At 70.9% G+C, this 13,154-nt stretch carries 12 protein-coding genes; 6 read left to right on the top strand and 6 right to left on the bottom strand.

Annotated features, from left to right (window positions below):
- Nucleotide 1 precedes the first annotated feature (1 nt).
- Nucleotides 2–775, bottom strand: coding sequence for a pectate lyase (locus ACIHFD_RS18695; protein WP_397367978.1), 774 nt, complete (start codon nucleotides 773–775; stop codon nucleotides 2–4).
- 184 nt (nucleotides 776–959) lie between these two features.
- On the opposite strand from ACIHFD_RS18695, the gene ACIHFD_RS18690 reads away from it, so the two are divergent.
- Complete coding sequence (locus ACIHFD_RS18690; RefSeq protein WP_397367977.1) at nucleotides 960–4,664, top strand: ATP-binding protein; 3,705 nt, start codon at nucleotides 960–962, stop codon at nucleotides 4,662–4,664.
- Between the two features lie 127 nt (nucleotides 4,665–4,791).
- On the opposite strand, the gene ACIHFD_RS18685 is transcribed toward ACIHFD_RS18690, so the two are convergent.
- Together ACIHFD_RS18685 and ACIHFD_RS18680 are read right to left on the bottom strand one after the other, a co-directional pair.
- Nucleotides 4,792–6,216 carry an epoxide hydrolase family protein gene (locus ACIHFD_RS18685; RefSeq protein WP_397367976.1) on the bottom strand — a complete coding sequence of 475 codons (1,425 nt, stop codon included), beginning with the start codon at nucleotides 6,214–6,216 and terminating at the stop codon, nucleotides 4,792–4,794.
- A 21-nt stretch (nucleotides 6,217–6,237) separates the two neighbouring features.
- Nucleotides 6,238–7,056, bottom strand: a complete 819-nt coding sequence (locus tag ACIHFD_RS18680) for an NAD(P)H-binding protein (protein WP_397367975.1) — start codon at nucleotides 7,054–7,056, stop codon at nucleotides 6,238–6,240.
- 178 nt (nucleotides 7,057–7,234) lie between these two features.
- Here ACIHFD_RS18680 and ACIHFD_RS18675 point away from each other — a divergent pair, with 178 nt between their 5' ends.
- The 3 genes from ACIHFD_RS18675 to ACIHFD_RS18665 all read left to right on the top strand — a co-directional run bounded on the left by ACIHFD_RS18675 (nucleotide 7,235) and on the right by ACIHFD_RS18665 (nucleotide 9,087).
- Nucleotides 7,235–7,438 (top strand): hypothetical protein, encoded by a 204-nt coding sequence (locus ACIHFD_RS18675; protein WP_397367974.1) that lies wholly within the window; start codon nucleotides 7,235–7,237, stop codon nucleotides 7,436–7,438.
- A gap of 221 nt (nucleotides 7,439–7,659) precedes the next feature.
- Nucleotides 7,660–7,815, top strand: coding sequence for a hypothetical protein (locus ACIHFD_RS18670; protein WP_397367973.1), 156 nt, complete (start codon nucleotides 7,660–7,662; stop codon nucleotides 7,813–7,815).
- A 282-nt stretch (nucleotides 7,816–8,097) separates the two neighbouring features.
- Complete coding sequence (locus ACIHFD_RS18665; protein ID WP_363980579.1) at nucleotides 8,098–9,087, top strand: aldo/keto reductase family protein; 990 nt, start codon at nucleotides 8,098–8,100, stop codon at nucleotides 9,085–9,087.
- Nucleotides 9,088–9,147: 60 nt separating this feature from the next.
- Here ACIHFD_RS18665 and ACIHFD_RS18660 read toward each other — a convergent pair whose 3' ends face one another.
- Together ACIHFD_RS18660 and ACIHFD_RS18655 are read right to left on the bottom strand one after the other, a co-directional pair.
- Nucleotides 9,148–9,762, bottom strand: a complete 615-nt coding sequence (locus ACIHFD_RS18660) for a hypothetical protein (RefSeq protein ID WP_397367972.1) — start codon at nucleotides 9,760–9,762, stop codon at nucleotides 9,148–9,150.
- The gene (locus ACIHFD_RS18655) at nucleotides 9,759–10,718 is read right to left on the bottom strand and encodes an oxidoreductase (RefSeq protein ID WP_397367971.1); all 960 of its coding nucleotides are present in this window, start codon (nucleotides 10,716–10,718) and stop codon (nucleotides 9,759–9,761) included. The genes ACIHFD_RS18660 and ACIHFD_RS18655 overlap by 4 nt, the downstream gene beginning before the upstream one ends.
- Before the next feature lie 101 nt (nucleotides 10,719–10,819).
- Here ACIHFD_RS18655 and ACIHFD_RS18650 point away from each other — a divergent pair, with 101 nt between their 5' ends.
- Complete coding sequence (locus tag ACIHFD_RS18650; protein WP_397367970.1) at nucleotides 10,820–11,431, top strand: TetR/AcrR family transcriptional regulator; 612 nt, start codon at nucleotides 10,820–10,822, stop codon at nucleotides 11,429–11,431.
- A gap of 33 nt (nucleotides 11,432–11,464) precedes the next feature.
- Here ACIHFD_RS18650 and ACIHFD_RS18645 read toward each other — a convergent pair whose 3' ends face one another.
- On the bottom strand, nucleotides 11,465–12,046 hold the full coding sequence (locus ACIHFD_RS18645) for a TetR/AcrR family transcriptional regulator (RefSeq protein ID WP_397367969.1): 582 nt from the start codon (nucleotides 12,044–12,046) through the stop codon (nucleotides 11,465–11,467).
- 64 nt (nucleotides 12,047–12,110) lie between these two features.
- On the opposite strand from ACIHFD_RS18645, the gene ACIHFD_RS18640 reads away from it, so the two are divergent.
- Nucleotides 12,111–13,154, top strand: a complete 1,044-nt coding sequence (locus ACIHFD_RS18640; RefSeq protein ID WP_397367968.1) for an FAD-dependent monooxygenase — start codon at nucleotides 12,111–12,113, stop codon at nucleotides 13,152–13,154.

Below are 13,154 nucleotides of genomic sequence, written 5' to 3'. Positions count from 1 at the left end.
TTCACCGGTAGGTGATGTCGGATGAGGAGTAGATGCAGTTCACGCCGTCGGCCCCGGATCCGATCTTCACCGGCTCCTGGCCCTTGGGGACGCCCCGGTACTTCTCGCAGATGGTGGCGCTGCCGTACACGGTGATCCGGCTGAACCTGGCCGTGTCGCCCCAGTTCGTGTTGATCCCGGCCAGAACCTTGGTGGTGCGGACGGTGACGCCGTCCATGACCACGTTCCGCCGGTAGGAGGTGGAGCAGTTTCCGCAGGCGCGGTAGAGCTTGCCCGAGCCGTGCACCTGGAAGTTCCTGATGGTCAGCGTGCCGGCGCCGTTGTGCTGGAACACCTTGTCGGAGGCGGACTTGGCGCCGCCGCCGTCCACCAGGTAGGTCGCCGACGAGCTGGACGACTTGAACGTCGCGGCGTCCTCGCCCACGTCGTTCCACCACACGTTGCGGATGGTGCACGAGCCCTCGCAATGGATGCCGTCGCCGGCCGGGGCGTCGATGATGACGTTCTGGATGGTGCCGCCGTTGGCCACGACGAACATCGGGTCCTGGCTCTCGCCCTGGCCGCCGTCGCCGATGCCGTAGTAGCGCTTCATGCCGCCATCGAAGAACGTGCCGGCGTTGCGGGTCGAGGTGAGGTGCACGCTGCCGGTGTCCGAGGGCCAGGGGCCGCTGCCGTCGGTCGGGGCTGCCTGCGCGGGCGGCGCCGAGGTGACGGCGGCCAGCAGTCCGGCGGCCATCGCTGTGGCCACCACGGTGGAACGGGATCGGAACGTCAAGGTCGCCCTCCCTTTTCGGTAAGCGCTTTCCCAGCGGGACTGAACCGCGCCTGCTTTGATCGCACGGGCACGGGTCCACGTCAAACCGCGAACGGGGTTGTCGCCGCCGACCTGCGGGTTCGGGCTGAAAGTTTCATCTTCCCGGGCCCCCTGAATTGTCGGCCCGGCCGCGTAGGGTGCCCGCATGGCGATGCTCATCGGGAGGGAACGACCCGCGGCCGTGCTCCGCGGCGAGGTCGAGCGCACGCTCGTCAGCCATGGCGCGCTGGTGCTCGTCACCGGCGAGGCGGGCATCGGCAAGAGCGCCCTGGTGGCGGGCGCGGCGGCGGAGGCCGTGCGCGGGGGCGCCCGGCTGCTCGGCGGCGCCTGCTGGGAGGGCGAGGGCGCGCCGGGCTACTGGCCGTGGGTCCAGGTGGTCCGCCGTCTCATGCCCGGGGCGACGCTGCAGAGCCCTTTTCTGGGCCTGGCCGGATCGGACGGGTTCGAGCTGTACGACGCGGTGACCGGCCTGCTGGTGGACGCCTCCCGCGAGCGGCCGGTGGTGGTCGTGCTCGAAGACCTCCATTGGGCGGACGCGGCCTCGCTGCGGCTGCTGGAGTTCGTGGTGCGTCATGCCTGGTTCGAGCGCCTGCTGGTGATCGGCACCTATCGTGACGCCGAGGTCGACGGGCCGCTGAGCCTGCCCCTGGAGGCCAAGGCCACCGTCCTAACGCTGACGGGGCTGGACCAGGAGGAGGTGGGCCGGCTGGTGTCCCACACCACGGGCGTGGACCCCGGCGAGGAGCTGGTGACGGAGATCCACCGGCGCACGGGCGGCAACCCGTTCTTCGTGGAGCAGACCGCCCGCCTGTGGCAGGGCGGGACCCCTCTCGCGACGATCCCGCCGGGGGTGGGGGCGGCCGTGCGCCGGCGGTTGTCGCGGCTGCCGGAGGGGGTGCTCGAGGTGCTGCGCATGGCGGCGGTCCTGGGCCGCGACTTCACCGAACCCACCCTCCACACCGCCCTCACTCCCCCACCCACCGACCCCCCACTCACCCCCTCCTCACCCCACAGCCCCTCACCCGACGACTCTCCACCTGACGGACCCCTGCCCTGCCGAGGATCCGGTTCCTCCCCCGCTCGCGGCGCCTCTCCGGCCCGGCAGGAGCTCGTGGCGACCGAGCTCTCGGTGCGGCGGGCCCTCGACCAGGCCGTGTCGGCCAAGCTCATCACCTCTCTGGGCTCCGGCCACCATGCCTTCATCCACGACCTCGTACGCGAGACCCTCTACGCCGAGCTGAACGAGCACGAAGTCCGTGCCCGGCACGCGGCCGCCCTCCGCGCCCTCGACCCGGCAGCACCCGCGATCCGCGCCCACCACGCGTACCTCGCCGCTACACCCGACGCCCCCGCCCTCCTCCTCACGGCGGCCAGGGACGCCGAGGCACGGATGGCGAACGAGGAAGCAGTCGGCCACTACCGGCGCGCCCTGGAGCTGACCCCCGCGGGGGAGACTCGCAGACGGGCCACGATCGGCCTGGACCTCGGCGTGGCGCAGCACCGCGTGGGCGACACCGCCACCGGCACCCGCACACTGGAGGCCGCCGTCGCCATCGCCCGTCGCCTCGACGACCCCGACCTGCTGGCCCTGACCGCCCTGAAGCTGCACGACCTCGGCCACACCGACCACGGCCGCTGGACCGACTTCGTCCACGAGACCCACCACCGCCTGGTCCTCCCACCCACCCCCACTGCCAACACGCCCGCCCACAAGATCACCGTCCCCGTACGGGGCGAACCCGCATACGGGCAACCCGGGGCTCAGAGCGCGCCGGATCAGGACAGGCCCAGCCCAGCGAGCGCAGTGGGCCCAGCACGCAACCACACCCCTACGACACACCGACGCAACGACATCGCGCAGACGTCCACCCACGTCTCCCATGGGACGAGCGACACCACGCGTGAAAGCGGAATCCCCCACCAGGGCCACACCACGCACGAAGGCAACACCAAGAGACGCCCGCACGGCGACACCACGGGTGAGCGCAACACCACAAGCTCGCGCGATATCACGGGCAACCGGTGCGGCGGCATCGCGCACACGACCACTGACCCGTCCCACGAGACGGCCGACACCGCAAGTCAGCACGACACCGCACGGGACCGCAATGCCCTCCACGAACGCAACGCCCCGCGCGAGATCGACCACCTGCCCGGAGGCGACGCCCAGCCCGGAGGCGACGCCCAGCCCGGAGGCGACGCCCAGCCCGGAGGCGACGCCCAGCCCGGAGGCGACGCCCTTTTCAGGGATGACACCACACCCGACACCGCTGGCTACGGCCGAGGGCGGTTGGATGTTGCCGCCCGGGAGTTGAGCGAGGTCGCGGCGGAGCTGGCCAGACAGGGGGAGGATGACGAAACACTCGGCTTCAGCCTGCTGACCAGACTGGGGGCCATTTGGGGGCCGGGCAGCGCGGCCGAACGACTGGCCGTCACCGAGGAGCTGTCGACCGTGGCGCGGCGAAGCCGGGATCCACGGCTGGAGTTGACCGCGCGCTCCTGGCGCGTCGGGGCGCTGCTGGAGATGGGTGATCCACAGTGCCTGCCCGAGCTGCAGGCATTCGCCACGCGCGCCGAAGGTGCCGAGCTGGCGCTGTTCCAGCACGAGGCCACGGTCCTCAGAGCCATGTTCGCCACGCTCACCGGACGCTTCGACGAGGCGGCGACGCACATCGACGCCGCCTACGAGCTGGGCGAGCAACCAGGCATCGGCCGACGTGACCTGCGCTGGATGCAGCGGTGGTCGGCTGCGACGCTCAGGGGCCGCTTCGACGTTGCCGACAGCGTACTGGCGGAGATGGAGCTCGCGGGCAGCCATCACTTCCTGCTCTACCGCGCCGCGACGGCGGTGCAGCGCGGCGACGAGGGTGCGGCGCGCCACCTGGCGGAGGTCGTGACGCCGGGCGAGCAGTACCTACGGTGGATGGCGCCGCTGTGGCTGAGGCTCCAGGCGCAGGCGGCCGCCCTGTCCAAGGATCCAGTGCTCTGCGAGCTCGCGCGGGCCGCGATCACCCCGTACGTCGGCCAATGGGGTGTGACGGCCACGGTCGCCGTCGAGGGGCCGTTCGCGCACTGGGCGGCGGTGCTCGACGCCGCCCAGGAACGCTGGGACGAGGCCGTCGACGGGTTCACCGCCGCCTGTCGCGCGGCCGACCTGCTGGGTGCCCGACCCTGGTCGATCGAGTCCTGCGCCCGCCTGGCCGAGGCGCTGCAGGCGCGCGGCGACGACCCCTCCACGCTGATCGCGCAGGTCGAGCGAGACGCCGCCGCCCTCGGCATGCTGGTACGCCTGCCGCGTCCCGCAGCCAACGCCTTCCGCCTCGACGGCGGGGTCTGGACCCTGACCTTCGCCGACCGCACCGTGCACCTGCCCGACTCCAAGGGCCTGGCCGACCTGCGCGTCCTGCTCGGCCGCCCTGGAAGCGACGTCTCGGCGGTCGAGCTGCTGAACCCGGCCGGCGGCGAGGTCGTGCTCGCCACCCGGAGCATGGGCGGTGACGACGTACTGGACGATGAGGCCAGGACCCGCTACCGGAGGCGGCTGGAGCTGCTCGACGACGAGATCGACCGGGCGGCCGGGCTGGGCGACGACCGCCGGGCGGCCGAGCTCGACGCCGAGCGCACGGCGCTGCTGAACGAACTACGCACGGCCGCGGGGCTGGGCGGCCGCCCGCGCCGGCTCGGCGACGAGGCCGAACGCGCCCGCAAGGCGGTCACCAACCGGATCCGCAACACACTGCGCCAGCTCGACCAGCGCCACCCGGAACTGGCCGCCCACCTGAGATCCTCGCTCTCCACCGGCGCCACATGCCGCTATCACCCCAGCCCCGAGGTGCGCTGGCCACCGTGACAACCGGCCCTTGAAGGCGCCGGCCACCGCAACGACCGGCCGTTTGGATACCGGTCGCCGCCTGGGCAGCGTCACCCATGTCACCGAGTTGCCGTTACCGGGCACCCGCCGCCGTCACCGGGCGGAGTCAGCGGAGCTTCGCGAAGAACGCGGTGACATCCTCGGCGAAGAGGCCCGGCTGCTCGGTGGCGAAGAAATGGCCGCCCTTGTCGTATTCGGCCCAGTGCACGATGTTGTGGTCGCGCTCAGCCCAGGGGCGGATGGTGACGTCGCAGGGCTTCGACACGAGCACGCCCGTCGGCACAGTGCCCCGCGCCGCCGCAGCCCAATCCCCCGCACCACCCCAGTCGCCCACACCACCCGAGTCGGAAGCCCCCGAAGCGGCCGTACCGCCACCACCCAAACCGGACGCACCCGAGCCCGACATACCCGAGCCGGACGCGCCACCACCCGAACCAGCCACCCCCAAGCCCGACACACCCGAACCGGACGCGCCACTCCAATCACCGGCACCACCCAAATCGGAGGCACCACCCGAGTCGGGAGCATTCGCATCGGGCGTGCCGGCCCAGTCTTCGGAAGTGCCGCTCGAGACGGACTCGCCGTTTGAGGTGGTGGCCCAGTCGTCTGCGCCGGCTTCGCTCCAGTCGGCCGCGCCCATGCTCTCGTAGTAGAACTGCGCCGACGACCCCGCAGTGCCGGTCAGCCAGTAGATGGTGACGTTGGTCAGCATGAGGTCGCGGTCGAGCGAGTCCTCAGGCAACCCCTCCACCGGGTCCGTCAGCTCCTTGAACTTCTCCATGATCCACGCCAACTGCCCCACCGGCGAATCATGCAGCCCGTACGAGACCGTCTGCGGCCGCTTCGACTGGGTCTGGAGGTAGCCGTCATTGAAGTTCTGCATCGTGTCCCAGCGCCGCCGCTCCTCCTCCGTCAGCCCGTCCATCTCCCCCTCCTGGCCGACGGGAAAGGTGATGGCGGCGTTGAGGTGGACGCCGACGACGTGGTCGGGGGCGTGTTTGCCCATCTCCGGCGCGATGAAGGAGCCGCTGTCCCCGCCCTGCACCCCGTACCTGTCGTAGCCGAGCAGCGCCATCAGCTGCGTGAAGGCTCTGGCGGTGCGGGCGGGATCCCAGCCGGGGCCGGACAGCGGGGCGGAGAAGCCGAAGCCCGGCAAGGAGGGGATGACCAGGTGGAAGGCTCGCGAGAGGGGCTCGATGACGTCCAGGAACATCACGAACGTGCCCGGCCAGCCGTGCAGGAGCATGAGCGGCAGGGCGGACGGGTTTTCGGAGCGGATGTGGGCGAAGTGGATGTTCTGCCCATCGATCGTGGCGGTGAACTGGGGGATCTCGTTGAGCCTGGCCTCGTGGGCGCGCCAGTCGTAGCCGGTGCGCCAGTATTCGGCCAGGTTCTTGAGGTAGTCGAGGGGGACGCCGCGCTCCCATCCGGTGCCGGGGAGCTGGCCCTGCCAGCGGGTCATGGCCAGGCGGGTACGGAGATCCTCCAGGTCCTGCTGGGGAACTTCAATACGAAAAGGGCTAATTGTCATGATATTTCTCCTGTTAATGGGCTAAGGGCGGAAGGCGGCGGCGTGCTCCGTGGCCCACTGGGCGAACGTGCGCCCGGGACGGCCGGTCACCTGCTCGACGGTGGGCAGCACGACCGAGGCGGCGTCCGGCGGCTTGGCCCCGAGCCGGACCGCGAACTCGATCAGCTCCTCCCCCGCCCCCCATGCCTCCATCGACGCCCGGTACTGCGCCTCGCTCAGCTCCTCGAACCGGATCTCCCGCCCGACGGCCTCGCCGATCACGCGGACCCGCCGCTCCGGGGTCAGCGCCTCCGGCCCGGTGACCAGGTACGCCTGCCCGGCGTGCCCCTCCTCGACCAGCGCCGCCACCGCGACGGCGGCGATGTCGGCCTCGTGCACCACGGCCCCCGGATGGTTGCCGAAGGCCCGAACCACACCCTCCTCGCGGATCGATTCGGCCCATTCGAGCGCGTTGGTCATGAACTCCACGCAACGCAACTGCGTCCAGCCGAGGTCCCCGGCCCGCAGCGCCTCCTCGACCGAGCACTCGTCCCAGCTGCTCAGCACGCTGACGCGGGTCACGCCCGCCTTCGCGGCCAGCTCGACGAGCTCGGGCCCGGTCTGGAGCGCCGCCTGGTCATCACCGGCGACGGTGATCAGGTGCAACCCGGTCACGCCTTCCAGCGCGGGGCCCAGGGACTGCGGCGCGGTCAGGTCGCCGTAGGCCACCTCCACGGACCCGGGCAGCCGCGCCGCCGCCGGGTTCCTGGTCAGGGCCCGGACCCGCTCGCCACGCGCGACGAGCTGCGCCACGATCTGGCGGCCGACCGTGCCGGTGGCGCCGGTCACGAGAATCGTCATTCTTTCCTCTCATCCGAAGGCCTCGAACGTCTCGACAGGCAGGCGCCACACGGGAAATAGCACCCGCTACACGGGTGGAGGCTCCGTCCCAGGCCGTGCCGCATGACCGCGCCCGCCATCGATGGCGTACCGGACGAGGGCTCTGGCGGCCCGAACGCACGCGCTCGGCGTGGGACGCATGTTCAGACAGCTCGGCCCCGTCATCGATGACAGCCTGGCCACTTTGGAGGGCCCCGCCCACCTGCGGCGCCGCCGCCTGATCCACCCGCCGTTCCGCGCCCGCGAGATCCCCGGGTACGCCGGCGTCATCACCCGGCTCGCCCGGGATCTGAGCGGCTCGTTCAAACCGCGCGAACCCGTACGCGTCGACCGCGCGCTCTAGCGGCTGACTCTCACCGCCACGGCCGAGACCCTGTTCTCGGTGGACCTGGCGGGTCCGGTCGTGGCGGAGGTCGATCGGTCGTTGCCGGTCGTCACCAGCGGCGTGGCACTACGCGCCTTCCTGCCACGCGCGTTCGAGCGGCTCCCGTCCGGCGTGGCCCGCCTCCCGCACACCGGCCTGGTCTTGACCGAGGCCAACCGCCTGTACTCGGCTCTGCTCTCATGCGGGCCACCGCCGCCCATCGACCTCGACGAAGCTCGCCGGGCGAACGCCTCGCGCCCGGCACGGACATCCTGCTCAGGCCTTATGTGATCCGGCGCTTCTTCGACGACCGCTTCGACCCCGGCCGTGCCCACCACATCCCGCGCAAGGCGTAGCTGCCGTTCGGCGCGGGCCCGCACAAGCGCATCGGCGGCGCCCAGCCCTGGGCCGAGCCGGTCATCGTACCGGCCACACGGTAACCGCCGTCCCCAGCGCCGTCCCCCGGCCGGACACCCTTCTCATGATCCCCGAACCCGCACGTGAGCGCCCGGCGAGCGACATTTGACAAATTCACCTTCACCTGCTCTCTCAATTTACCTGGAGAGCGCCTTTAATTGATTTGTCAAATCGCCTCGATAAAGTCTCGAGTGGTCAAAATGAAGCGCTACCGTAAATGCATGGAATTTCGTCGTCTCGGCCGTAGCGGCCTGTCCGTCAGCGCGATCTCCTACGGCCACTGGCTCGCATACGACGCCCCCGACCAGGAAGAACGTGCGCGAGCGTGCGTCACGGCGGCGCTGGACGCGGGCATCACCACATTCATCACCGCGGACGCGTACGCGAACACCGCAGCCGAGTCGGTGCTCGGCCGCGCGCTGAAAGGACAGCGGCGGGAAAGTCTGGAGATATCCACGAAGGTGTTCTGGCCCACCGGGCCGGGCGGGCCCAATGACAAAGGCCTGGGCCGCAAGCACGTCATGGAGTCGGCACGCGCGTCGCTGCGGCGGCTGGGCACCGACTATCTCGATGTGTACCAGGCGCATCGATTCGACCGGACGGTGCCGCTGGAGGAGACCATGGTGGCGTTCGCCGATCTGGTCAGGCAGGGCCATGTGCTCTACGTCGGCGTCTCCGAATGGACGGCCGAGCAGATCACGAGGAGCGCCGCGCTCGCCCGGGAGCTGCACGTGCCGTTGGTCTCCAACGAGGCGCAGTACAGCGCGTTGTGGCGGGTGATCGAGGCCGAGGTCGTGCCGGCGTGCGAGCGGGAAGGGCTCAGTCAGCTCGCCTGGTCCCCTGTCGCGCAGGGCGTACTGACGGGCAAGTATCGGCCGGGGCAGCCGGCGCCCGCCGGGTCGCGCGGCGCCGACCTGAACGGTGCGGGCAGTTTCATCCAGCCCTTCCTGCGCGAGGACGTACTGGTACGGGTGCAGCGGCTGCGTCCTCTGGCCGATGAGGCCGGGCTGTCGCTGGGACAGCTCGCGCTGGCCTGGGTGTTGCGGCGCCCCAACGTGGCTTCGGCGATCATCGGGGCATCGCGGCCCGAGCAGGTGCGGGAGAACGTCGAAGCGGCCGAGGTCCGGCTCGACGCCGACCTCATGGAGCGCATCGATCAGGTGCTGGACGGCGTTGTCGAAACGAACCCGGCGCTGACGACGAGCCCGTAAAGGGCCTTCGCCCAGCTCGACCGGGCACGGGTTGGTCTTGACCCGGAAAACGGCACAGAGTCAGCCACCACGGCGGTCGTCGACGATCACGGCCAGGCCAGGCCATACGCCCGCAAAGCGGCGCAGGTCGTCGGCGAGCAGGGGAAGGTGCGCGCCGGGAAGAAAGTGCACGGTCGTCCCCGTGGTGCCGTCGCCGGCGAGGGGCTCCAGGCCGGTGACGGGGACGCCGTGCTCGTACCGCTGGGTCCAGGACCCGTTCAGGCGGCGGTTGGTGTGGACAAGCCACTCGCTGAGCGCGGCGACGACGGACATGCCGCGGCGCGGATGCCCGTCGGCAAGCACCTCCGCGCCCGGGTCGTCGAAGAAGCGCAGGTCCTTGGACGCCATGACGGGCTTCTTCACCGGCCGCCCCTGCTCGTCGAAGCGGGTGTCGGTGCCTCGCCCCTCGTCGGCCACGGACACCGAGCCGTCGGCGTGGAGGATGACGGTGCAGCGTCCGGCGCCCGTGCTCGCCGCCTCGTCGGCCGGGTAGGCGAGGACTTCGAGGATCAGGTGCCGGACGCCGCCGGGGGCGAACTCGTCCGGGTTCTCCCGGATGCGGGCGAGGTGGCCGAGGTCGACGTCGGCCGCCCAGTCGTGGGTGGTGTTACGCCAGGAGGCTCGGGGTGCGCTCACCCCCGCACCCTATCCACGGCGGCTGCGGACAGAGCGTAGGTGACGCCGGTCAGGCGTTCGGACAACTGCCAGAGGCGTGCGGCTGTGGCCATGTCGCGGATGGCGCGCTCACGAGTACGACCGGTGGGCTCTCCGCGCAGTTGCAGCGGCCCGTCGGGAACGATGTAGCTGCCGCCGGGCAAATCCGGCGCGGTCGCCGCGTACAGAGAGGTCTTCGCCCCTTCCGGAGTGGGCCGGAAGGCCACGCGCACCAGCAGGCGGGCAAGGGCCGCATACAGCCGTCCCCTGCCGCTGTTGGCGCCGCCGGTGAGCACGTTGGTGCGGGTCAGACCGGGGGCGACTGCCATGCTGCGCAGCCGCTGTCCGGCGGCGTCGGCCCGGCGCTGCAGTTCCATCGCGAAGTAGAGGTTGGCCCGCTTGGACTGCACGTAGGCGAACGCCGTCCGGTAGCCGCGTTCGGCGTTGAGGTTGGCCAGGTCGAAGCGGGCGAATCGCTGGCCCTCGCTGCTGACGGTGACCACCCGCGGATCGGGCGCGGCGAGCAGATGCGGCAGGAGCAGACCGGTCAGGGCGAAGGTGCCCAGGTGGTTGACGCCGAACTGCGACTCGAACCCGTCGACGGTCAGTGCGTACGGCACCATCGCCACCCCGGCGTTGTTGACCAGCAGATCGATCCGGCCGCGGTCCCAACCGGCGGCGAACTCCCGGATGGAGGCCAGGCTGCCCAGGTCCACCCGGCGCAGATCCACGCGAGCGCCGGGCACCTCATCCCGCATGCGAGTGAGGGCGGCCTGGCCGCGTTCGGGATCGCGGCAGGCCAGCACGACGTGCGCGCCACGACGGGCCAGCTCCCGGGCGGTTACGTAGCCGATGCCGCTGTTGGCTCCGGTCACCACAGCGACGCGCCCGGTCTGGTCGGGGATGGCACGGAGAGTCCCGGAGGGAGAGTTGCGCATGATGTACCACCTCAAGGGGATGCGTCCACAGGTATCGCAACTTCGAGTTGCGATACATTCATCCTGTCAGCACCCTCCGAATATCGCAACTTGGAGTTGCAATGCAGTCCGATCCTTCCACCGCCAGGCCGGTCGGCCGCGGCGCCAAAGTACGCGCCGCCGTCCACGCCGCCACGCTCGCCGAGCTCGTGGACAAGGGCTACGCCGCATTGACCATCGAGAACATCGCCCAGCGCGCCGGAGTCCACAAGACGACGGTGTACCGGCGGTGGAAAGATCGAGAGAGCCTGCTCACCGACGCCCTGTCCGAGCACATGGCGCTGGACATCCCCGTCCCTGACAGCGGAGCGATCGAGACCGACCTGCGGGCGCTGGCACGCTCGCTCGCCCAGGCGTTCACCAGCCCGACCGGGCAGGCCATCCTCGCCGCCATGTTCACCGGGGCCGCCCACCTTCCGGAAATCGCCGCAGCCCGGCGTCACGTGTTCGAGGACCGGCTCGCCAGAGCCGAACCGGTGGTCACGCGCGCCATCGAGCGCGGCGAACTTCCCGGCGGCACCGACCCCGCCGAGCTGTTGAAGACCTTGGCCGCACCGATCTACCTGCGTCTGCTCATCACCGCCGAACCGGTCGACGAGACGACCGCCGACCGGGCGGTGCGCGTCACGCTCGCCGCCGCGCACGCCGGCGCCCTGCAGCCGGTCAACGGATGACACGGGCGCGGCCGGCCCAGCCCAGGTCGCCGGTCAGCCTCGGTGGCGGGGATAGGCGGAGGCGATGAGGCGGCTCAGGAATCGGTCGAGGTCGTCGAGTCCGTAGGAGGCGAGCACGTCGGGCGGCTGGGTGAGCAGGTAGGTCAAGGCGCTGTTGACGGCCAGGGTCACCATGGCGGCGCTCTCACGGGTGACCGGGAGGCCGGCGGCCTGCTGGGCGGCCAGGTGGAGGTCGAGGTCGGCGCGGGAGAGCCGGGCCAGGGTCTCCTGCACCTGGGGATTCCTGGCGGCCTCGGCGTGCAGCTCGATGTAGGCCAAAACCCGGGACCGGTTCACTGTCATCGCCCTCTCGATCATCAGGCGCAGCAACGCGAGCAACTGGTCGACGGTGTCGATCTCGGCCTGCTGCAGCTCGCTCCAGTAGCGCTCGACGCACCGCTCGGCGGCGGCCTGGAGCAGGCTGTCGCGGGTCGGGAAGTAGTTCTTGGCCGTGCCTTCCGGCAGCTCGGCAGCACGGTCCACCGCACGGTGGGTCAGCCCTCTGCCACCCTCCCCCGCCAGCACCTCGATAGCCGCGTCGCGCAACCGGTCGCGGCGGTCCCTGTTCTCCACCATGGCCCCCATCCTCCCGCCTTTGTGCAATCACCATAGCTGTGGTACCACATGTGTGGTGATTGAGATGAAAAGAGCTCTCGTCGTCGGCGCCGGAGTCGGCGGGCTGACGACCGCGATCGCACTGCGCGCGATCGGCTGGGATGTTTCGATCTTCGAGCGATGGCCTCGGGTCGTCGCCGAAGGCACGGCGCTGGGCCTCCGCCCGGACGCCCAGGCCGGCCTGGGCCGGCTGGGACTGGGCGAGCAACTGCGCGAACGCACCGTCCCCTACCGGCGCGCGCAGATCCGCACCCCCGATGGCAGGCGCCTGGCCGACCTGCCGCTGGAGCGCATCGAACGGCGCGGAGGGGCGCCGGTCCGCATGCTGTCGCGGGTCTCGCTGATCGAGATGCTGGTGCAGCAGGTGGACCCGGCGACGATCAGCACGGGCGTGGAGATCACCGATCCCGCCGCGCTACGCGCCGGCTACGACCTGGTCGTGGGCGCCGACGGGGTGCGCAGCGCGGTGCGCCAGGCGTTCTTCGGCACCGCGACCCGTCCCCGCTACGCGGGCATCGTCGCCTGGCGCGGCGTGATCAAGGGCTTCGAGCCGCAGGACTACGGCGAGACCTGGGGGTGCGGGCAGATGTTCGGGATGACGCCGCAGGCTCCGGGGGTGACCAACTGGTACGCGCCCGTACGCACCCCGGAAGGGGTTCGCGAGAGCCTCGACGACCTGCGCGCACGCTTCGCCGGCTGGCACGACCCCATCCCCCGCGTGCTCGCGGCCGCCGAGGCGGACGCCGTGCTGCGGCACGAGGTCTACGACCTGGCGCCACCCCTGGGGTCCTACGTCACGGGGAACGTGGCGCTGATAGGAGACGCGGCCCACGCGATGACCCCGGCGCTGGGGCAGGGCGCCTGCCAGGCCCTGCTCGACGCGGTCGAGCTCGCCGGCTGCCTGCGTACGCACCCCGGTGACGTGGCGAAGGCGCTGCTCTCCTATGACGCACGGCGGCGCCCGGCCGCCCAGCGGATGGTCACCGCCTCCAGCTGGATGACCCGCGTGGCCGGAGCCGGTCGCCTGGCAGGGCCGCGCAACACTCTGATGCGGATGCTGCCCATCTAA

Source organism: Nonomuraea sp. NPDC051941, assembly GCF_044593615.1.
Note: the sequence above shows the minus strand (reverse complement) of the source record. Positions and strands in the feature narration are given on the sequence as shown.